Here is a 20410-nt window from a genome sequence, read left to right as displayed (position 1 = left end):
AGCAGCGTGTTCAGTTGTCGCGGTCAGCGTACGCGACGGGTGGCGTCAGACCCCAGGTGCGCGCAGGACGAGGCCCTCCGACGTGCCCCCCTCGGCACGCCCCGCGGCCACCACCGCCTCGACGGCGGCCAGCGCACCCTCGATCAGCATCGGCTCGCCCTGCTGCGGGTCGCCGAACCACCGGACCGCGGCACCGGGGTCCGGACGGAACGACGAGCCGACCGGCAGGTTGAGCACCGCCGCGGCCCGCACCTTCGGGTCGGTGGCGGCCCGCACCAGCACGCCGCGCACCATCGGCAGCCGCGTGACGGCGCGCGTGAGGATGCGCTGGCGTCGGACGCCGGCGAAGAACGTCACCACCACCAGCCCGACGTCGCCGTGCACGTCACCGGTGGCGAGCGACTCGAAGTTGACGCCGCGGGTGGCGAACACCCCGGCGAGCGCCGCGATGGTGCCGGTGCGGTGGTCGGCGCGGACGTAGGCGACCCAGCGCTCGTCGTCCGGGTCCAGGCCGTCGGGGCCGGAGTGGCCGGTCGACAGGTGCGGCTCGTGCGCCGGACGGATCGGGTGCGCGGCGTGGTGGTGCACGCCGTGCGGGTGCTGGGGGCCGTGCCCGTGGGGCTGGGCGTCACCCATGCCGGCGTCGCTCATGCGGGCACCGCCGTGTCCGACCAGGGCGCGAGCGTCGCGGCGATGCTGCGCGCGACGTCGGCCAGGCGCCGGTCCTCGTCGGGCGCCAGCTCGTCGAGCAGCACGCGGGACCAGCCCTCCTGGCCCAGCACCACCGGCACCCCCAGCACGCCGTGCACCGGCGCGCCGCCGACGCTGATCTCCCCGTCCAGCGCCACCTGTCCGGCCACCACGATGTCGCGGCCGTCCAGGATCGTGTCGAGCAGGTCGATGGTGGCGTTCGCCGTGCCGGTGGCCGTCTTGGCGCCGCTCTGGTGGGTCATCCACGGCCGGGCCACCACGCGCAGGTCAGGCGGCCAGGTGTCGATCAGCCGGAACGCCTCCGCGGTGTCGAGCGCCGCGAGCTGGGCCTTGGCGGCGGCGATCTCGTCGGCGAACCCGTCGAGCGTCCGGGGTCCGCGCACCGCCGCGACCGCGCGCTCACGCTCCGGCACGTCGCGACCGCTGATCCGGACGGTCGACCACAGCGGCACCACGCCGTCCCCGTGCTCGCCGGCGACGAACCCGCCCACCCGGTGCCGGCGCACGCCGAGGGACACCGCCACCTCCCGGCGGAACCGGAGGGTGTCCAGCCAGGCGCCCATGCCGATCACCCGGTGCCGGCCCAGGCGGTTGGCCATCACGGCGACGCCCAGCTCGACCGGGTTGGAGACGACCACCACCACCTCCGAGCCCGAGCCGTGGGCGGCCAGCGCCTCGGCGTAGGCGGCGAACACTGCGTGGTTGTCGGCGGCCAGCTCGGCGCGGGTCAGCGGCATGCCGTCGGTGGCGGGCGGTGAGGTGCGGCCGGCGGCGACGACGACGACGTCCGCGACCACGTCGTTCGGGTCGAGGGCGACGTCGATGATCGGCGCGTGCTCGTCGTACGCGTCGATCAGGTCGGCACGCAGGCCGTGCGCCGCACGCTCGGACGCGCCTCCCGCCCGGCCCACCAGCTGCAGCCGGGAGGACGTGGGGAGCAGCGCGCGCTCGACGAGCTGGGTGCACACCTGCCGCCCGACGTCGCCTGTCGCACCGAGCACCGCCACGTCCATGCGGCGGAGCCTATGCCGGGGGCGTGACGTCCACGTTTCGAGACGGCTGCCGCGCTAGGCGGGGAGCGTGGCCTGCCAGGCGACGATGCGGTGCACCGCCGCCTCGACCACCTCGGGAGCCGCCGCGAACGACAGCCGCACCCACCGATGCCCCTCCGCCGGGTCGAAGTCCGTGCCGGGCGTCAGCGCCACACCCGCCTCCTCGAGCAGCCGTGCGCAGTACGTCACCGAGTCGAGCCCGAACCGGGACACGTCGCCGTACAGGTAGAACGCGCCGTCGGCAGGGGCGACGGGGGACCAGCCGAGGTCCGGCAGCGCGGCCATCAGCAGGTCGCGGCTGCGCGCGTAGTCCGCCACCGAGGCGTCGGCGGCGGCCATCCCCTCCCGCGACAGGGCGACGAGTGCGGCGTGCTGGGCGACGGCCGGCGGGCAGAGCGCGACGTTCCCGGCCAGGGCGCTGACGGGCTCGACGAGGTCGTCGGGCAGCACCAGCCAGCCCAGTCGCCAGCCGGTCATCCCCCAGAACTTGGAGAACGAGCTGACGACGACGGCACCGGCCTCGCGGAACGCCGCGGCGCTGGCCGTCGGCGGTGCGGAGGCGTAGGTGAGGCCGTGGTAGATCTCGTCGGACACCAGCCGCACGCCGTGGTCCGCGCACCAGCGGGCCAGCGCGGTCAGCTCGTCGGGCTCGACCATCGTGCCCGTCGGGTTCGCCGGGCTGGCCAGCATCAGCCCGTCGAGCCGTCCACCGGAGGCCAGGGCGTCCAGCTGCGCCACCGTCGGCTGGTACCGCTGCTCGGGCCCGCACGGCAGGTCCACCACCTCGATGCCGAGCGTCCGGAGGATCGTCGCGTACGCCGGGTAGCCGGGGCGGGCCAGCGCCACCCGGTCGCCGACGTCGAACGCCGCGAGGAACGCCAGCACGAAGGCGCCGGACGAGCCCGTCGTCACCGCGACGTGCGCCGAGTTCACGGTGACGCCGTACCGGTCCGCGTACAGGTGCGCCAGCGCCGCCCGCAGCGCCGGGATGCCCGTCGCCTCCGTGTAGCCCAGGTCGCCGGCGGCCAGCAGCTCGGCGGCGCGGTGCCGCACCACCTCCGCGGCACCCGTGCCCGGCTCACCGGCGCACAGCACCAGGACGTCCTCGCCGCGCGCGCGGCGCTCGTTGGCGGCCGCCAGGATCTCCATCACGGCGAACGGCGGCACCGCCGACCGGGCTGCGACCTTCATCGAGACGCCTCCTGCCGGCCGCGCGCCTCCAGGGCGGCCCGGACGTGCGCCACCACCCCGTCGGCACCCGCCTCGATCTGTGCGAGGCACGCCTCGAAGTCGTCCGGACCGCCGTACCAGGGGTCGTCGATGTCCAGCAGGTGCTCGCTGCGCGGGTCGTCGACCGCGGGGGCCTCGGGGTCGAACCGCCGGTACATCACCACCCGGTCGGCCAGCACGGCGTCCTGTCCCGCCAGCCGGCGCAGCGCGCGGGCGTGCGTGGACGTCATCGGCAGCACCAGGTCGCGCGCCGTCAGGTCCTCCGCGCGCACCCGGCGAGCCCGGTGACCGTCGCCGGTCGGGTAGCCGTGGGCCCGGAGCACCGTCCGCGCCCGGCGGTCCACCGGGTTGCCGTGCTCCTCGTCGCTGATGCCGGACGAGTCGACCAGCACCTCGTCCGCAAGGCCGGCCTCGGCGAACCGCTGCCGCAGCACGATCTCGGCCATCGGGGACCGGCAGATGTTGCCGGTGCACACGGTCATCACGCGGTACGGGCTGTCGGCGCTCACCGGTCCATCCTGGCGCGTCCGGCGTGGGGCGCCGTCCGGGCGCCGCCGGCGGCGTGAGTCCCTGGCGGCGTGGGCGGTGGTGGTGGCGCACGCACCCCGGCCGACGGCGCGCGCGCTCCGGCCGGCGGTGCGCACTCGGGTCGCTGTGCGCAGGCCCGTGTGCACGCCCGTGGGACCCGCGGGTGAACCAGTCCCGGCCCCTGTCGTCGTCGGCGGACGGACCATACGTTCGTCGCATGGGCATCGTGGCGGTCACGGGTGCGACGGGCCAGGTGGGGAGCCGGGTCTCGGCCCGCCTGTCCGCGAAGGGCATGCGGCACCGGGTGCTCGCGCGGCACCCCGGACGGCTGCTCGCCTCCGACCTGGTCGAGGTCGCGGCCTTCGAGGGGTACGACGACGAGGCCGGGCTGCGAGCGGCGTTTGCGGGCGTCGACGACGTCGTCCTCGTCTCCGCCCACGAGCATCCCGACCGGATCGGTCTGCACCGCACCGTGGTCGAGGCGGCCACCGCGGCCGGCGTGCAGCGGGTCGTCTACGTCTCTTTCCTCGGTGCAGCGCCCGACGCGACGTTCACCTACGCCCGGGACCACTGGCACACCGAGCAGCTGCTCCGCGAGTCCGGTCTGGCGTGGGTGGCGCTGCGCGACTCGCTCTACCACGCGGGCTGGCCGCTGTTCGTGGGTGACGACGACACCCTGCGCGGGCCCGGCGACGACGGGCGCGTCGCGTCGGTGGCGCACGACGACGTGGCCGACGTGGTGGTGTCGGCGCTCCGGATCGGTGTCGGCTCCCGTGAGGGGTACGTCCGCGACGTGACCGGTCCCCAGGCGCTGACGCTGGACGAGGTCTGCTCGCAGCTCTCCGCCGCCATCGGGCGGACCATCAGCTACGTGCCGGAGACGGTCGACGAGGCCTACGCCTCACGGGCCCGCTACGGCGCCGCCGACTGGGAGGTCGACGGCTGGGTGTCGACGTACACCGCCATCGCCGCCGGCGAGCTGGACATGGTCTCGACGACCGTCGAGGACCTCACCGGCCGCGCGGCTCAGTCGTTCGCCGACTGGCTCGCCGCCAACCCGGCCGCGCTGAGCCGGCTGCGGCACGGGGCGCGGTAGCCGAGTCGCAGGCGAGGCCGGTCGCGAGCCGACCCCGTCAGGCGAGGCCGTCGCGAGCCGTCTAGTCGAGCGCGGCCCGTCGAGCGCGGCCGGTCGCGTGCGGCCGGGCTCAGTCGCGAGCCGTCAGGACGATCGTGCCGTTCGGCGTCAGGGCGACGGTGTGCTCGGCGTGCGCCGTGATCGAGTGGTCCGCCGACCGGATGGTCCAGCCGTCGGGGTCGATGACGTAGCCGTCGCCACCGGCCATGAACCACGGCTCGATGGCGATGACCAGGCCTTCTTTCAGCTTCTGACCCGTCCCACGACGGCCGAGGTTCGCCACGTGCGGGTCCTCGTGCATGGTCCGGCCGACGCCGTGACCGCCGAAGTCGGCGTTGATGCCGAACCCGCCGGCCCGGCCGACCTTGCCGATCGCCTCCGACACGTCACCCATCCGGGCACCGACGCGGGCGGCCGCGATGCCGGCGTCGAGCGCCGCCTCGGTGGTGGCGATGAGCCGCTGCGCCTCCGGGGTGGTGGTGCCGAGCTGGAACGTCAGCGCCGAGTCGGCCACCCACCCCTGGAGCTCGCACGCGAAGTCGATGCTGACCACGGCACCGTCCTTCAGCACCTCGTCGGACGGGAGGCCGTGGAGCGCGGCGTCGTCGACGGAGATGCACAGCACGCCGGGGTACGGCATCGCGCCGAACGACGGGTGGTAGCCGAGGTACACCGAGCGGGCGCCGGCCCTGGCGATCAGCTCGCGGGCGTGCGCGTCGAGGTCGTTGGTGGTCATCCCGATCCGCGCGAACTCGCGCAGCGACGTCAGCACCTCCCCGACGAACCGGCCGACGGGCCGCATCTGCTCGATCTGTGCTGGCGTCTTCAGGCTCACAGCGACACCTTCGCACGGATCGCAACCCGCCTCGGCGGCACTGGCTCGGCCCGGCGGAGGTGCAGGCACAGGTCCCAGCGCAGACGGGCACCGGTCCCGACGGTCAGAACGGCGGTGGCCCGTCGTCGAACCGCGGGAGGCGTCCGGACGCGGCTGCGGGCACGGTCGGCGAGGAGAGTGGCGGCGGCGGTTCCGGTGACGGTGATGGTGACGGTGACGGTGGCCGAGCGCATGCGGCTGCCACCAGCTGGCCGTCGGGTGTTCGGAACTCGTAGCCCGGCGGCGGACGCACCCCGGGCGGCGCGCCGCCGGGATCGGGCGAGAGTCGACGTATGCGCAGGTCAGCGCGGTGGACCTCGTGGTGGTGGAAGACGCAGAGCAGCACACCGTTGTCCACCGACGTGCCGCCGCCGTCCCGGTCCCACCAGGCGATGTGGTGCACCTCGCCCCAGCGCGCAGGCTTGCCGCAGCCGCCGAAGGCGCACACCTGGTCGCGGACGATGACGGCCCGCCGCACCGCACCCGAGAACAGGCGGACGGACCGGCCCAGGTCGACCGGTGTGGAGTCGGCGCCGAGCACCACCCGCGAAACCTCGGCGTCGCACAGGAGCCGGGTCAGCTCCGAGAACGGCACCGGGACACCGTCCTCGGTGCACGCCGGCGTGACGCCGCCGAGGCCGGGCAGAGCGGTCGGCGTGACGCCGAGGGCCACGCCTGCACCGTCCCCCAGGGCGACCGTCACCCCAGCACCGTCCTCGACGGCCACGGCCACGCCTGCACCGTCGCCCACCTCCGGCCCCGCCGCGTCCGCGTCGGTCGCACGGGTCGCACGCCGGCCGAGCTCGGAGCGCACGGCGGCGAACGTCGGAGCGTCGACCACCAGGCTGATGTGCGGGCGGACGGAGGCGACCGACCCCGACACCGGCAGGTCGAGCAGCGTGCTCGCCATGGCCGTCAGGGCATCGGCCCGTGCCTGCTCAGCTGTCCGCTCGTCGTCGGGCGCCTCGCCCATGCGGTCGAGCGCTCGTCGGACGATCTCGCCGGAGACCCGGTCGAGGCGGCCCTTCAGGTACGTACCGTCCGGAGCGTCCGAGACGTGCAGGAAGCGCGCGGCGCGCTGCGACTGGTGATCCCGCTCGAGCTGAGCCGGGTCGAGCGCCGCCACCCACGCGCTGAGGTCGCGCGAGAACCGTCGGACGTCCGTCGACTCGGCGAGGCGAACCACCGTCGCCTGGCCCTCGGCCGAGGTCAGCGCGCTCTCCACCGCGACGGACGACCGGTCGAGCACGCGCGCCACCACGTCGAGATGGGCGACCGGCAACGCGCCGGCGCCCACGGCCACGGCCACGCGGGGCATGGCGGTCAGCGCCTCGGCCTGCCGGACCTGCTCGTGTGCCGCGCGAATGCCGCACCCGGACCGCCGGTCGATGGCTGCCGCGACCGAGCCGTCACCGAGCCCGGCGACCGTGCCCGCGTCACGATCCACCGCGAGCCAAGCCGCCTTCGCCGCTGTCAGGGTGCCGGACAGGCCATCGAGCGCCGACCACACCGCCTGCCGCTCGGCTGCAGCCCAGCCGGCACCAGCGCCGGCGAGTGCGCCGAGCGCGGAGAGCTCCGCGCGGACCCGCGTGAGGCGCTCGAGAGCAGCTGTCGCACCGACCACTCCTTGGTCGAGATCGGTCCGCCCAGCTCTGCGCGCGAGGCCGGTGGCGGCCACCGGGCGATGCGCTGAGCCGGCAGCCGACCGCGACGCGACGCCGGCCGTGTGGCGGCTCGGCGTCGGCGCGAGGACAACCGCTTCGAACACGTGTTCGACTCTAGTAGGTGCCACCGACATTCGCCGGCGTTCTCCACAGCCCGCAATCGTGCCGCTGACCTGCGCATACAGGCTGCAGCAGCACCGCGGTGCCGGGCCAGAGCGGTGCCCGCGCACGCATGCGACACGCGTCCGGGCAGGGAACAGCCCGTGGGCCGGTACCTCTTTCGAGGCCCTGCCGCGAGGGACGAGGTCGCGGCTCCCACGGGCTGCGGTGACTGCCGGTATTCGCTGCCGTCCGGGCCGGATGACCGGTCGGGCAGCGGCGGACTCGACAATCCGTCCGATGCGTCGGGCGGCTAGCGGACAGCCACCTCACTCGTCCGGAAAGACTTCATCTCGCGGACCACCTCCTTCCCGTGTCCGACGAAGGTACGTCGCAGTCCTGAGACCGCCAACAGATTTCGCCTCCGACGAACAGGCCGTTGGACGACGGGCCCGACCAGCCGCCGGACGACGACCGCGTCGGCCCTCACTCCCGCTCGACGAGGAACTGCGTGTACGCCGGCACGGTCAGGAACGACGGGAACTCCTCACCCAGCGCCACCTCGGCGAACACCTGCGCGGCGTCGTCGAACCGGTCACCGTCCCACCGGTCCACCGACCCCAGCACGTCCTCCAGGACGGAGGCGACCAGCTCCCGCGTCACCGTCGACCCCTCGGCCGTCACCACCCACCGGTGGATCCACTGCCACACCTGCGACCGGGAGATCTCGGCGGTGGCGGCGTCCTCCATCAGGTCGTCGATCGCCGCGGCGCCGACGCCCCGCAGCCACGACTCGAGGTACCGCAGCCCCACCGACACGTTGGCCCGCAGGCCGGCCTCGGTGACGGCCCCCGGCTCCAGACCTCCGGCCGACGGGATGTCCAGCAGGTGCGCCGCGGCCACGGCGACGTCCCCCCGCATGACGTGCCGCTGGTCGTGCCGCGCCCCCGGTGTCCCGGCGGGACCGCCGAACGCCTGGTCGAACACCCCCATCGCCACGGGCACGAGGTCGGGGTGCGCCACCCAGGTGCCGTCGAACCCCTGGGCCGCCTCGCGGACCTTGTCGGCGCGCACCTGCGCCAGCGCCCGCTCCGTGACCTCCGGCCGACGGCGGTTGGGGATGAACGCGCTCATCCCGCCGATCGCCTGGGCACCGCGGCGGTGGCAGGTGGCCACCAGCAGGTCGGTGTAGGCGGCCATGAACGGGACGGTCATGGTGACCCGACCCCGGTCCGGCAGCGTGAACCGCTTCCCCCGGTCCCGGAAGGTCTTGATGATCGAGAAGATGTAGTCCCACCGGCCGGCGTTCAGCCCCGCGCAGTGGGCGCGCAGCTCGAACAGGATCTCCTCCATCTCGAACGCCGCGGTGATCGTCTCGATCAGCACGGTCGCCCGGATGGTGCCGATGCGCAGGCCCAGGTAGCTCTCGGTGAACCGGAACACCTCGTCCCACAGCCGCGCCTCGAGGTGGCTCTCCATCTTCGGCAGGTAGAGGTACGGACCCCGGCCGGCGTCGATCAGCGCGTGCGCGTTGTGGAACAGGTACAGCCCGGCGTCGACCAGGCTCGCCGAGGCGGCGCACTCCTGCCCCGCCCGGTCGGTGAAGCGCAGGTGCTGCTCGGTCAGGTGCCAGCCGCGCGGGCGGAAGACGACGGTCGGCGTCTGCTCCCCGACCCGGTACTCCTTGCCCTCCGGGCTGGTGAAGTCGATGGACCCCCGGATCGCGTCGTAGAGGTTCGCCTGGCCGCCGATCACGTTCGCCCAGGTGGGGCTCATCGCATCCTCGTGGTCCGCGAGCCACACCTTGGCCCCGGAGTTCAGGGCGTTGACCGTCATCTTCCGGTCGGTGGGGCCGGTGATCTCCACGCGGCGGTCCTCCAGGCCGGGACCCGGGCCGGCGACCCGCCACGTGCGGTCCGCCCGGATGTGGGCGGTGGCGGGCAGGAACGACGGGTCCGCGCCGTCACCGATCCGGTGGCGGCGGTGCCGACGGGCCTCGAGCAGGTCGTGCCGGGTCGCGGCGAAGTGGACGTGCAGGTCGGTGAGGAAGTCCATCGCCTCCTGCGTGAGCACCCGGTCGCGGTCGGGCAGCTGCGGGCCGGTGATGGTCAGGGTCGCCGGCGTGGCGGGCAGGCCGGGCGACGGCGGGTTCTCGCTGGGCGAGCTGGGCGGACGGAACACGGTGGTGGTGGACATGACGGCCTCCTAGGAAGGGGCGAGACAAGGGGACGACGGGTCGTCGGGGTACGACGAGGGCTGCGAGCAGCCGGTGGACCGGGTCAGTGCGTGAACTGGGCGGTCTCGGTGGACCCGGCGAGCGCGAGGGTGGCGCTGGTCGGGTTGAGAGCGGATGCGACGAGGTCGAAGTACCCGGTGCCGACCTCCCGCTGGTGGCGGGTGGCGGTGTACCCGTCGGCCTCGGCCTCGATCTCGGCCTGCTGCAGACGGACGTAGGCGCTCATCCCGGTCCGGGCGTAGTCGTGCGCCAGCGTGAACATCGAGTGGTTGAGCGCGTGGAACCCGGCGAGGGTGATGAACTGGAACACGTACCCGTGGGCCGCCAGCTCCGTCTGGAACCGGGCGATCTGCTCGTCGTCCAGGTGCGCCCGCCAGTTGAACGACGGCGAGCAGTTGTACGCCAGCAGCTTGCCGGGGAACTGCTCGTGCACCCGCTCGGCGAACTCGATCGCGAGGCCCACGTCCGGCGTCGAGGTCTCGACCCACAGCAGGTCCGCGTGCGGCGCGTACGCGCAGGCCCGGGCGACGACGGGGTCGAGGCCGGACCGCACCCGGTAGAACCCCTCGGCGGTCCGCTCGCCGGTGAGGAACGGCTGGTCGCGCTCGTCGACGTCGGACGTCAGCAGGTCGGCGCCCAGGGCGTCGGTGCGGGCGACGACGATCGTCGGCACCCCGGCCACGTCGGCGGCGAGCCGTGCGGCGGACAGCGTCCGGACGTGCTGGGAGGTCGGCACCAGCACCTTCCCGCCGAGGTGGCCGCACTTCTTCTCCGACGACAGCTGGTCCTCCCAGTGCACGCCGGCGGCGCCGGACGCGATCATCGCGAGCATCAGCTCGTACGCGTTGAGCGGGCCGCCGAACCCCGCCTCGGCGTCGGCGACGATCGGCGCGAGCCAGTCCCGGGACGGGCGGCCGTTCTCGGCGACGTCGATCTGGTCGGCGCGCAGCAGCGCGTTGTTGATCCGCCGCACGACGGCCGGCACCGAGCTGACCGGGTACAGGGACTGGTCCGGGTACGTCTGGCCCGCGTTGTTCGCGTCGGCCGCCACCTGCCACCCGGACAGGTAGATCGCCTCGAGGCCGGCCTTCACCTGCTGTACGGCCTGGTTGCCGGTGAGCGCGCCGAGCGCGGGCACCAGCGTCCGCTCGTGCAGCAGCTCCCAGAGCCGCTCGGCGCCGCGCCGGGCGAGCGTGTGCTCCTCGTGGACCGATCCGCGCAGGGCGACGACGTCCTCGGCCGTGTGGGTGCGGACGATGCCGGCCCACCGGGGGTCCAGCTCCCACTCGGTGGCCAGGTCGGCGGCCGTCTGGGAGTAGCCACCGCTGCGCCGGCCGGTGTGCTCGCCGCTGTGCGTGCTCATCATCGCCTCCGTGAGTGTTCCGGGTTCTTCTCGGCCTCGTCGCCGTGAGATCCAGGTTGAGGCCGCCGCCGCCAGCGGGAACCCCTCGGAGGGGCAGAAGATCGGCACTCCTTCTTCTCGACAGAACAACATCCCGGGTGCGACGGTGGACGGCATGACGTCGACGACGACGACACCGCCCCGCACCCCCTCCACCACGAAGGGCGTCGCGGTCGCGCCCGCCGCGACGCACCACGCCGACGGCCTCGACACCCTGGTGCTCGGCCGGCGCATCCGGCACCTGCGGACGCTGCGCGGCATGACGCTGGACGACCTCGGCGCCGCCATCGGCCGCGCCGCCTCGCAGGTGTCGATGCTGGAGAACGGCCACCGCGAGCCCAAGCTGTCGCTGCTGAGCCACGTCGCGGACGCGCTCGGCGTCCCGCTGACCGACCTGCTGCGCACCGAGCCGCCGTCACGCCGGGCGGCGCTGGAGATCGAGCTCGAGCGCGCGCAGCGCGGGCCCCTGTTCACCTCCCTCGGCATGGGGCAGGTGAAGGTGGGCAAGTCGCTGCCGGGGGACGCCCTCGAGGCGCTGGTGTCCCTGGTCGGCACGGTGCAGCGGCTGCTGACCGAGCACGCGGCGACCCCCGAGGAGGCACGCCGGGCCAATGCCGAGCTGCGCGCGCAGATGCGGTCGCAGGACAACTACTTCCCCGAGCTCGAGGAGCACGCCCGGACGCTGCTGCGCGGCATCGACCACGCCGGTGGACCCCTCGGCCAGCGGGCGACGGCGGACATCGCGGCCCACCTCGGCTTCACGCTGCACTACGTCAGCGACCTGCCGCACTCCACCCGCAGCGTCACCGACCTGGCGAACCACCGCATCTACCTGCCCGCGGGCAACCCGGGCTCGTCCGACTCGCGCTCACCGCTGCTGCAGGCGCTCGCCTCGCACGTGCTGGGGCACGGCGAGCCGCGGGACTACGCCGACTTCCTGCGGCAGCGGGTGCAGGCGAACTACCTGGCCGCGGCGCTGCTGCTGCCGGAGGACAGCGCGGTGCCGTTCCTGCAGGAGGCCAGGTCCGAGCGGCAGCTGTCGGTGGAGGACCTGCGTGACCGGTTCGCGGTGCCGTACGAGACCGCCGCGCACCGGTTCACCAACCTGGCGACCCGCCACCTCGGCATCCCGGTGCACTTCATGAAGGTCCACGAGGGCGGCACGCTGCACAAGGCCTACGAGAACGACGGCGTGGTGTTCCCATCCGACCCGCTGGGCGCCATCGAGGGGCAGCCCGTGTGCCGGCAGTGGACGGCGCGCGTCGTCTTCGGCCTGGCGGACCGGTTCAGCCCCTACTACCAGTACACGGACACCACGTCCGGCACGTTCTGGTGCACGTCCCGGGTGCAGCCCTCGTCGCAGGGGGCGTTCTCCGTCAGCGTCGGGACGCCGTTCGCGCACGTGCGCTGGTTCCGCGGCCGCGAGACGACGGAGCGCACCGCCTCCCGCTGCCCGGACCCGACGTGCTGCCGGCAGCCGCCGGAGCCGCTGGCCGACCGCTGGGCGGACCGCTCGTGGCCGTCCGCCCGGCCGCACGCGTCCCTGCTCGCCGCCCTGCCGGTGGGGGTGTTCCCCGGCGTCGACACCACCGAGGTGTACGAGTTCCTCGACCGCCACGCACCGCAGACCCCCTGACCCCGTCCCGCCCCGTGGGGCCCGCGTGGGCGGGCGCGGGCGTGTGCGGCTGCGGGCGGGTGCGCGCGGGTGGGGGTGCGGGGCAACGTGGGGGCCGACGTGGGCGGGCGCGGGCCGGCGTGGGGGCAGGTGCGGGTGGAGGACGGGATCGGCGTGCCACCCCGCCTCCCGGACTTCCTTTTCGGCTGTACGCCTGGTGTACGTACACCGGGCGTACAGCCGAAAACGAGTGCCCGTCGGCGGGAGCCACGCGTGGACGGTGCGTCGCACGAGGCCGCTCGGCATCCTGCATCGCGGGCCGGAGATCGAGCCGGGCACGTCGGCGAATGCGCCGGGACGGACCGCCAGTCGACGCATCGCGGGCACCGGAGTGTCCGGCTCGACGCACCGCGGGGACCCGACGGTCCCGCTCGGCGCACCGCGGGGTCCGAAGGTCCGGCTCGGCGTCCCGTGGCGGGCTGGCACGCTGGCATCCGTGAGCTCGCCGACGTCGTCGCCGCTGTCGTCGCCCTCGCCGTCGCCCGTGCCGTCGCGGCGGCCCGGCAGCACGCCAGGTCGGCGGCGGCGCGCGCCCGGGTGGGTGCCGCAGCAGCACGGGGCCTGGGCGATGCTCGTGGTGCCGCCCGTGGTGGGTGCGCTGATGTCCGGCGTGACGTGGCGGCACGCGCTGCTGCTGGTCGCCTGGCTGGTCGCCTACCTCGCGTACAACGCTGTGGGCTTGTGGTTGCGGTCCGGACGCAAGGCTCGGTACCTCCCTCCGGTGCGCGCGTACGGCATCGCCGCGGTGCTGGTGGGCGGTGGGCTGCTCGTCGTGACGCCCGGGCTGCTGGTGTGGGCGCCGGCGTACGCGGTGCTGCTCGGCGTGAGCCTGGCTGCCTCCGTGCGGCGGGCCGACCGGTCGTGGTCCAACGACGCGGTGACGGTGGTCGCCGCCTGCCTGATGACGGTGGTCGCGGCCGGCCTCGGGTCCCGGGCACCGGCCGAGGCCGCGCGGTCGGCGGTGGCGTGGGGCCGGTCGTTGGTCGACGGGTCCGGGGTGGCGCCGGGACACGTGGTGCTCGCGGCCGTCGTCCTGCTCGCGTACTTCTGGGGGACCGTTCTGTACGTCAAGACGATGATCCGCGAGCGCGGTCGGCGCGACGTGCTGGCGTGGTCCATCGGGTACCACGTGACGATCGCCGCCGCCGGGTTCGTCGTGCACCCGCTGCTGGGGACGGTGGGGGTGCTGCTCGCCGTGCGGGCAGCGGTCGTGCCGCGGCGCTGGCCCCGGGCCACCCCCAAGGCCATCGGCATCGGCGAGATCGTCGCGACCACCGCGGTGGCCGTCGTCACCCTCGCGGTGCTCTGAGCGCAGAGACCGCTGCTCCGGTCGGCACCGCTCCCGTCCGCCCTGCTCCAGGCCCCGCCCCTCAGCGCGGCGGCAGCTCGGGGGCCAGCTCGAACGCCGCGAACACCTGCGCGTCCTGGAAGACGGCGTTCCGCTCGATCCCCAGCGCCCCGACGGTGAGCACCTGCAGCGTGTGGAGCCGATGCCCCCCGCCGGGCTCCGGGGCGTAGGCCGCCACGGCCGGCTGACCGTTGGCCCGCAGGAGCAGCATCCGCCACCCCGTCCCACGCCTCGCGAACACGCGAGCGATGAACCGGCCGTAGTCGTCGGCACCGAGGAACCACAGCAGCACCGGCGGCATCTCGAGCACCACGTCGGCGGTGAGCAGCCGCACCAACCCATCGACGTCGGCCGCCTCGAAGGCCGCGACGTACCGCTCGACCAGGTCACGGACGGAGCTGTCGTCCGGGTCGCCGAGGAGGTCCTCCTCGGGGGCAGCCGTCGCGATCGTGGCCCGCGCCCGCTGGAGCGCGCTGTTCACCGAGGCGGTCGACGTGCCCAGCTGGGCCGCGACCTCGGCAGCGGTGAACGCGAGGACGTCCCGCAGCACCAGCACCGCCCGCTGCCGCGGCGGCAGCAGCTGCAGCGCCGCGACCAGGGCGAGCCGCACGCTGCGGCGCGCCGCCGACCGCTCCGCCGGGTCCTGCGTCTCGGTCCGCACGTACCGGTCCGGCAACGGCTGCAGCCACGGCACGTCGAGGTCCGGCCGGAGAACGGCGTCCGGATCGGTGCTCGGCGCACCGAGACCTGACGGGAGCGGACGGCGGGCCCGTCCGTCCAGCGCGGTGAGGCAGACGTTCGTCGCGATGGAGTACACCCAGGTCCGCACGGAGGCGCGTGCCGCGTCGTACCGCTCGGCGGCACGCCAGGCGCGCAGCATCGTCTCCTGGACGGCGTCCTCCGCCTCGTGCACCGAGCCGAGCAAGCGGTAGCAGTGCACCACCAGCTCGCGTCGCAACGGCTCGACCGCCGCGACGAGCGCCGTGCCCGTCGTCACCTCCGCCACGCGCGTCCCCCCGTCGTCAGGCTCGCAACCGAGCGACTCACCGGCTCGCACCCGAGCGTGCCGTCACCCACCGATGAGTCTGCGCCGGCCCGCCGGTATCACCCGGTGTCAGGACGAGAGCACGGCCCCCGGGGCCGGGAGGGAAGCGACATGCACCAGGTGATCATCAGCGAGTTCGGCACGCTGGACGGCGTGGTGGAGGACCCGGACGGGTCCGGCGGCGGCGCCGGCGGCGCCTGGGCGTTCCGTTTCGGACCAGAGGCCATCGCGGGTGACGTGTTCCGCCTCGGGCCGCTGCTCGAGACCGGCACGCTGCTGCTGGGCCGGCGGACGTGGGAGCTGTTCAGCCAGCTGTGGCCGACTCGGACGGATCCGTTCTCGCTCGCGATGAACCGGATCGAGAAGGTGGTCGTGTCCCGCGGGACGCCGGACCTCAGCGGCTGGGACCGGTCGACGCTGCTCGCCGGTGACCTGCTCGAGGAGGTGCCCCGACTGCGCGACCGGGCGGACGTGCTGGTGCTCGGCAGCATCGGCGTGGCGCAGAGCCTGGTCGCGCACGACCTGGTGGACGAGTACCGGCTGCTCACCTTCCCGACGCTGGCCGGCACGGGCCGTCGACTGTTCGAGCCGGATCGGCGTCCGGCCGAGCTCACGCTCGGCTCGGCGGAGCAGATCGGCGAGACCGTGCTGACCACGCACCGGCGCCAGCGCTGATCCGGGCGGTCCGGTGCCGGCTGCTGGGCAGTCGGCACCGGACTAGCGTGGCGGAGTGCCACCGCTCGGATCGTCGTCCGTCCTGCTCACCCCGGGTTCGATCCACGGCTGGTCCGGACCGGACGTCGTGCTGCTCGTCGGCCGGGACACCGCCGGCTCCGGGGTGCACACCGCCTTCCCGGTGTGGGCGCGGGCGCTCGGGCTGGGCAACGTGGTGCTGCGGGACGTGGACGTGCACGCCGACGCGGCCCGGCAGGTGTGGCGGGACCTCGTCGGGGCGATGCGGAACAACCCGCGGGTGCGCGGTGCCGTGGTGACCGACGACAAGCTGCGGCTGTACCGCGCGTGCGCGGACCTGGTCGACGTGCAGGAGCCGACCGTCGGCCTGATGGCGGAGATCAACAGCCTGCGGCTGGACGACGGCCGGGTCTGGGCCTTCGCGCGGGACGCACTGGCGCTGCACACGGTGCTGGGGCACGCGCCCCTGCCGGCGGCACCGCCGGCGGTCGTCTGCCTCGGCGCAGGCGGTGCCGCGACCGCGTTGCTCCTGGCCACGGCGTTGGACGTGCCGGCGACGACGGCGGCGACGACCCAGGAACCGGTCGCCGCTCCGGCGATACCGGCGCTGACGTTCGTGGACCGCGATCCCGACGCGCTCGACGCGCTGCGCCGGGTGCTGGACCGGCTGCCCGTCGACGCCGCCGCGGTGCGGATGCTGACGGCACCGACCCCGCAGGCCTGTGCCGAGGTGGTCGCCGCGGCGCCCGCCGGCGCGCTCGTCGTGAACGCCACCGGCCTGGGGAAGGTCGGTCCCGGCTCACCGCTGCCGGACGGTGCCGCGTTCCCGGCCGATGCCGTGGCGTGGGACTTCAACGACCGCGGACCGCTGACCTTCCTCGCGCAGGCCCGCGCCGCCGGGGTCGCTGCCGTGGACGGTCGGGACTACTTCCTCGCCGGCTGGGCGTGCGCGCTCGGGGCTGTGTTCGACCTGGACCCGGCACGGGCGCTGACCGCGATCCGCGGCACCGAGCCGGCGGCCGCCTGACCGCTCAGGGGCTGCGCAGCGCCCGGGACGACCCGGAGGCGCCACGCACGCGCCGGCTCACGGCACCGCCCGGGACGCCGGGCTCACGCGGCCGCGGGGCAGGTGCTGGTCGGGGAGACCCCGGCCAGCCGGTCCTGCGTCCAGGCCAGCAGCACGCCCGTCGCCCGCCGTCGCCGCCGTGCCGTCCCCACCGCCATGTCGCCCCCCGTGTCCCCTGCGGCCGTGCGGCGCACACGGCAGAGCACAGCGCGCGGCCGGTGGCGCGCACAAGAGTCGCTACACCGCCGGCGCGGCCTCCCGGAGCACACGCGCCTCCCACGGCCGGAGGGCGGCCAGCGCGGCGGTCGGTCCAGCGTGGTTGCCGAGCACCTGCTCGGCGTCGGCCCAGCCGGCCAGCTCCGGCGGCAGCTCGCGCGTGGTGCCGGACCAGTTGGCCAGGATGAGCAGGGACGGGTACCCATCGAGCGCCCGCTCGAACACCCAGAGGTGCTCGTCGTCGGGCAGCAGCAGCCGAAACGACCCGAGCGCCACCACCGGGTCCTTGTGCCGCAGCGCGATCAGCGCCCGGTAGTGCTCGAACACCGAACCGTCGGCACCGACCTGCGCCGACGCGTTCAGCCAGCGGTGGTTCGGGTTGACCGGCAGCCAGGGCGTGCCCGTGCTGAACCCGGCGTGCGGGCCGTCGTCCCACTGCATCGGCGTGCGGGCGTTGTCCCGGCCCCTGGTCAGCAGCCCCTCGAACGCCTTGGCGGCCGGCACCCCGGCCGCGAGCGCCTCGGCGTAGTAGTTGATCGACTCGATGTCGCGCAGCTGGTCGACGTGCTCCCACGGCGCGTTCGTCATGCCCAGCTCCTCGCCCTGGTAGACGAACGGCGTCCCGCGATGCAGGTGCAGCACGGTGGCCAGCGCCGTGGCGGACTCGCGCCACCACCGGCCGTCGTCCCCGAACCGCGACACGGCACGTGGCTGGTCGTGGTTGGACCAGTACAGGCTGTTCCAGCCGACGTCGCCGAGCCCCTCCTGCCAGCCGGCCAGCGACCGCTTCAGCGCCGGCAGGGACAGCGGCACCGGGTCGAACTTGGTGCGCCCCTGGTCCAGCGACACGTGCTCGAACTGGAACACCATGCTCAGCTCGCCCCGTGCGGGGTCGGTGAACAGCCGCGCCTCCTCCCACGTCACGCCCGGCATCTCGCCGACGGTGAGCAGGTCGTCGCCGTCGGCGAGCACCTCGCGGTGCATCTCCGCGACGAACTCGTGGATGCGCGGACCGGTGGCGTAGTGCGGGAACCCGTCACCGTGGGCGGCGCCGGGCGCGACGACGCCGTCGGGCAGGGCCGGGTCCTTGGAGATCAGGTTGATGACGTCCATCCGGAAGCCGTCGACCCCCCGGTCCAGCCACCACCGCATCATCGCGTGGACGGCAGCCCGCACCTGCGGGTTCTCCCAGTTCAGGTCCGGCTGCTTGGCCGCGAACAGGTGCAGGTAGTACTCGCCCGTCGCCTCGTCCCACGTCCACGTGGGGCCGGAGAAGAAGGAGCCCCAGTTGGTGGGCTCGGCGCCGGGCGTGCCGCCGACGAACCCCGGACGCGGCGGCCGCCACCAGTACCAGTCCCGCTTGGGGCTGGTGCGCGACGACCGCGACTCGACGAACCACGCGTGCTCGTCCGAGGTGTGGTTCACGACGAGGTCCAGCACGATGCGGATGCCCCGCTCGTGCGCCGCGGCGATCAGCTCGTCCAGGTCGGCGAGCGTGCCGAACATCGGGTCGATCGCCTGGTAGTCGCTGATGTCGTACCCGTTGTCGGCGTGCGGCGAGGCGTACACGGGGGACAGCCAGATCGCGTCGATGCCGAGCGTGGCGAGGTAGTCGAGGCGGGCCGTGATGCCGCGCAGGTCGCCGATGCCGTCGCCGTCCGAGTCGGCGAAGCTGCGCGGGTACACCTGGTAGACGACGGCGGAGCGCCACCACGGCTCGGCGCTCACCGGGCACCGTCCAGGTCCACGACCACCAGCTGCCAGGTCGCCAGGGGCGGCAGCGTGGCGGCGGCGTACTCGCCGTCCGGCACCACCGGGACCGGCGTGAGCCGCCCGGTGCCGTCGGGGTCGGCGACCAGCACGCTCGGCAGCGCCCACCCGGCGCGCCGCACCCGCAACACCCCCGCACCGGGGTCGCCCGGCGGCTGGTGCGGCGCGTCCCACTCGGTGTCGGCCTGCCCCACGAGGTTCACCAGGTGGATCACCAGCCGCCCGTCGACGTCCACCACCCGCCGCCACACGGTCCCCGCCACGGCATCGCTGCTGGTCGCGGCCTCGGGATAGGTCACGTCGAGCGCCTCGTTGTAGGCGCCGACCCACGCCCCGGTCACGTCGGCCGCCTGCGGCGCGAGCAGCAGCTCGTCGTGCTCGGCCAGGAAGTCGTACCAGCGGTGCAGCAGCGCGAGCGTCGACGGCTCGGCAGCGTGGTGGCGCACGTAGTACGGGTCGACCAGCACGTGCCCGGTCTCCCCGGCCAGCAGCTGCGTCGCGCCGTGCGAGAACAGCGTGGCCATGGTGAGGGCGGTCGCCTGGTCGGCCTCCGCGGCCCGGGCCGTCGAGTAGACGTGCTGGTAGGCGGCGATGACGACGGGCCGGCCGGCACCCGCGGCACGGGCGCGCGTCACCACCTCGGCCAGCGACGCCAGCGTCGTGTGCGGCGGCCAGACCTCGATGTACACCGCGTCCTGCGGGGCGTCGGCCGTGGCCCACGTCGGGAAGTCGTTGACGTTGTTGAACACCAGCCGCTGCTCCGGCAGGCCCGCGCGGACCGCCTCGAGGAACGACCGGAACGACCGCGCGAGGTCCACCGGCGTCCCGTCCACCAGCTGCGCGCGGCGCGGGAACCCGTACTGGTCCAGGTGGAACCCGGCGAGGCCGAGGTCCCGGACGGCGCCCTGCAGGTCGCCGACCAGGTGCTCCTGCCAGTCCCGGGCGGCAGGGTCGACCAGCCACAGGAAGTCGCCCAGCGTCCACGGCTCGCCGTCGGTGCGGAGCATCGCCCGGTGCGCCCAGGCCGCCCACTCGTCACGGCCCACCGCGTACACCGCGGCGTACCCGAGCGCGTCGCTCCCGGCGTCCGCGAGCGCGGCGGCCAGTCGCCGCACGGTGGTCAGCGAGATCGTCTGGCCCAGGGCGTCCTGGTACTCCGGGCCGCCGCCGAGCAGGTCGGCGTGCCGGTAGGCCCAGTCGTAGAGCTGGACGGCGTCGAGGTGCAGCCGGCGGGCCAGGTCGACGACGCCGGCGACGTCCTTGTCCTGGCCGTACGACGCGACGAACCCGTACCGCATGCGGGCCCGCGGGTGGTCCGTGACCAGGACGGCCGTCCGCAGCGGGCCGGCGGGTGACGCGTCCGACGAGGCGTCCGACGCGCGGGAGGCGACCAGCCCGTCCGGCCCGTCCGACGAGGGCACGAGCCGCACGCCGTACCCACCCACCGGCAGCGCGCCGAGGTCGACGACCCCGGCAGCGGTCACCGGAACGGTCCGCACCAGCTCGCCCAGGTGGTGCACCTGCAGCTCACCGGTGACGTCTCCGCGCACCTCGACCAGCACGGGCTCGTCGGCGGCGTAGCGCGCCTTGGTCGGCAGCAGGTCGGGCGCGGCGGGCGGGACGGATGACGTGGGCATGGTGCTCCTGCACCCCGGGGGTGCTCGGT

At 74.4% G+C, this 20410-nt stretch carries 16 protein-coding genes; 5 read left to right on the top strand and 11 right to left on the bottom strand.

Annotation, left to right across the window (positions count from 1 at the left end):
• Window positions 1-45: 45 nt before the first annotated feature.
• Genes ACFQTY_RS01600 through ACFQTY_RS01585 form a run of 4 tightly spaced genes read right to left on the bottom strand, consistent with a single transcriptional unit; the run spans window position 46 to window position 3475 of the window.
• Complete coding sequence (locus ACFQTY_RS01600) at window positions 46-651, bottom strand: hypothetical protein (RefSeq protein WP_378096314.1); 606 nt, start codon at window positions 649-651, stop codon at window positions 46-48.
• Window positions 648-1724, bottom strand: coding sequence for a lactate dehydrogenase (locus ACFQTY_RS01595; RefSeq protein ID WP_378096311.1), 1077 nt, complete (start codon window positions 1722-1724; stop codon window positions 648-650). Before ACFQTY_RS01595 ends, ACFQTY_RS01600 begins: the two co-directional genes overlap by 4 nt.
• 54 nt (window positions 1725-1778) lie before the next feature.
• Window positions 1779-2954: a pyridoxal phosphate-dependent aminotransferase gene (locus tag ACFQTY_RS01590; RefSeq protein WP_378096308.1), complete on the bottom strand. Its 1176-nt coding sequence runs from the start codon at window positions 2952-2954 to the stop codon at window positions 1779-1781.
• Window positions 2951-3475 carry a low molecular weight protein-tyrosine-phosphatase gene (locus ACFQTY_RS01585; RefSeq protein ID WP_378099068.1) on the bottom strand — a complete coding sequence of 175 codons (525 nt, stop codon included), beginning with the start codon at window positions 3473-3475 and terminating at the stop codon, window positions 2951-2953. The genes ACFQTY_RS01590 and ACFQTY_RS01585 overlap by 4 nt, the downstream gene beginning before the upstream one ends.
• Before the next feature lie 263 nt (window positions 3476-3738).
• Between ACFQTY_RS01585 and ACFQTY_RS01580 the strand changes: the two genes are divergently transcribed.
• Window positions 3739-4617: an SDR family oxidoreductase gene (locus ACFQTY_RS01580; protein WP_378096305.1), complete on the top strand. Its 879-nt coding sequence runs from the start codon at window positions 3739-3741 to the stop codon at window positions 4615-4617.
• A 109-nt stretch (window positions 4618-4726) separates the two neighbouring features.
• On the opposite strand, the gene map is transcribed toward ACFQTY_RS01580, so the two are convergent.
• The 4 genes from map to aceA form a co-directional block, all read right to left on the bottom strand.
• Complete coding sequence (gene map, locus ACFQTY_RS01575) at window positions 4727-5491, bottom strand: type I methionyl aminopeptidase (RefSeq protein ID WP_378096302.1); 765 nt, start codon at window positions 5489-5491, stop codon at window positions 4727-4729.
• Window positions 5492-5594: 103 nt separating this feature from the next.
• Complete coding sequence (locus tag ACFQTY_RS01570) at window positions 5595-7208, bottom strand: hypothetical protein (RefSeq protein ID WP_378096299.1); 1614 nt, start codon at window positions 7206-7208, stop codon at window positions 5595-5597.
• 571 nt (window positions 7209-7779) lie between these two features.
• Window positions 7780-9489 carry a malate synthase A gene (gene aceB / locus ACFQTY_RS01565; RefSeq protein WP_378096296.1) on the bottom strand — a complete coding sequence of 570 codons (1710 nt, stop codon included), beginning with the start codon at window positions 9487-9489 and terminating at the stop codon, window positions 7780-7782.
• An 83-nt stretch (window positions 9490-9572) separates the two neighbouring features.
• Complete coding sequence (aceA, locus tag ACFQTY_RS01560; protein ID WP_378096293.1) at window positions 9573-10892, bottom strand: isocitrate lyase; 1320 nt, start codon at window positions 10890-10892, stop codon at window positions 9573-9575.
• A gap of 154 nt (window positions 10893-11046) precedes the next feature.
• Between aceA and ACFQTY_RS01555 the strand changes: the two genes are divergently transcribed.
• Window positions 11047-12567 (top strand): helix-turn-helix domain-containing protein, encoded by a 1521-nt coding sequence (locus ACFQTY_RS01555; protein ID WP_378096289.1) that lies wholly within the window; start codon window positions 11047-11049, stop codon window positions 12565-12567.
• Between the two features lie 475 nt (window positions 12568-13042).
• Window positions 13043-13915 carry a YwiC-like family protein gene (locus ACFQTY_RS01550; protein ID WP_378096286.1) on the top strand — a complete coding sequence of 291 codons (873 nt, stop codon included), beginning with the start codon at window positions 13043-13045 and terminating at the stop codon, window positions 13913-13915.
• Window positions 13916-13976: 61 nt separating this feature from the next.
• Here the strand turns inward: ACFQTY_RS01550 and ACFQTY_RS01545 are convergent, their stop codons facing one another.
• Window positions 13977-14960 (bottom strand): RNA polymerase subunit sigma-70, encoded by a 984-nt coding sequence (locus tag ACFQTY_RS01545; RefSeq protein WP_378096283.1) that lies wholly within the window; start codon window positions 14958-14960, stop codon window positions 13977-13979.
• A gap of 150 nt (window positions 14961-15110) precedes the next feature.
• Here ACFQTY_RS01545 and ACFQTY_RS01540 point away from each other — a divergent pair, with 150 nt between their 5' ends.
• Entirely contained in the window at window positions 15111-15674 is a 564-nt protein-coding gene (locus ACFQTY_RS01540; RefSeq protein WP_378096280.1) for a dihydrofolate reductase family protein, read from the top strand.
• Between the two features lie 55 nt (window positions 15675-15729).
• Entirely contained in the window at window positions 15730-16719 is a 990-nt protein-coding gene (locus tag ACFQTY_RS01535) for a hypothetical protein (RefSeq protein WP_378096277.1), read from the top strand.
• A 276-nt stretch (window positions 16720-16995) separates the two neighbouring features.
• Here the strand turns inward: ACFQTY_RS01535 and ACFQTY_RS01530 are convergent, their stop codons facing one another.
• Both ACFQTY_RS01530 and ACFQTY_RS01525 read right to left on the bottom strand, forming a co-directional pair.
• Window positions 16996-18702, bottom strand: a complete 1707-nt coding sequence (locus ACFQTY_RS01530; RefSeq protein WP_378096274.1) for an alpha-glucosidase — start codon at window positions 18700-18702, stop codon at window positions 16996-16998.
• Entirely contained in the window at window positions 18699-20381 is a 1683-nt protein-coding gene (locus ACFQTY_RS01525) for a glycoside hydrolase family 66 protein (protein ID WP_378096271.1), read from the bottom strand. Before ACFQTY_RS01525 ends, ACFQTY_RS01530 begins: the two co-directional genes overlap by 4 nt.
• Window positions 20382-20410 lie beyond the last annotated feature (29 nt).

Source organism: Cellulomonas sp. T2.31MG-18 (genome assembly GCF_964266755.1).
Taxonomy (GTDB): Bacteria; Actinomycetota; Actinomycetes; order Actinomycetales; family Cellulomonadaceae; genus Cellulomonas.
This window is presented reverse-complemented; position numbering and strand designations above follow the sequence as displayed.

Bases quoted from the DNA above. Each gene is read 5' to 3' on its own strand.
- ACFQTY_RS01600 (WP_378096314.1), bottom strand. From the start codon at position 651: ATGAGCGACGCCGGCATGGGTGACGCCCAGCCCCACGGGCACGGCCCC.
- ACFQTY_RS01595 (WP_378096311.1), bottom strand. From the start codon at position 1,724: ATGGACGTGGCGGTGCTCGGTGCGACAGGCGACGTCGGGCGGCAGGTG.
- ACFQTY_RS01590 (WP_378096308.1), bottom strand. From the start codon at position 2,954: ATGAAGGTCGCAGCCCGGTCGGCGGTGCCGCCGTTCGCCGTGATGGAG.
- ACFQTY_RS01585 (WP_378099068.1), bottom strand. From the start codon at position 3,475: ATGACCGTGTGCACCGGCAACATCTGCCGGTCCCCGATGGCCGAGATC.
- ACFQTY_RS01580 (WP_378096305.1), top strand. From the start codon at position 3,739: ATGGGCATCGTGGCGGTCACGGGTGCGACGGGCCAGGTGGGGAGCCGG.
- aceB (WP_378096296.1), bottom strand. From the start codon at position 9,489: ATGTCCACCACCACCGTGTTCCGTCCGCCCAGCTCGCCCAGCGAGAAC.
- aceA (WP_378096293.1), bottom strand. From the start codon at position 10,892: ATGAGCACGCACAGCGGCGAGCACACCGGCCGGCGCAGCGGTGGCTAC.
- ACFQTY_RS01555 (WP_378096289.1), top strand. From the start codon at position 11,047: ATGACGTCGACGACGACGACACCGCCCCGCACCCCCTCCACCACGAAG.
- ACFQTY_RS01540 (WP_378096280.1), top strand. From the start codon at position 15,111: ATGCACCAGGTGATCATCAGCGAGTTCGGCACGCTGGACGGCGTGGTG.
- ACFQTY_RS01525 (WP_378096271.1), bottom strand. From the start codon at position 20,381: ATGCCCACGTCATCCGTCCCGCCCGCCGCGCCCGACCTGCTGCCGACC.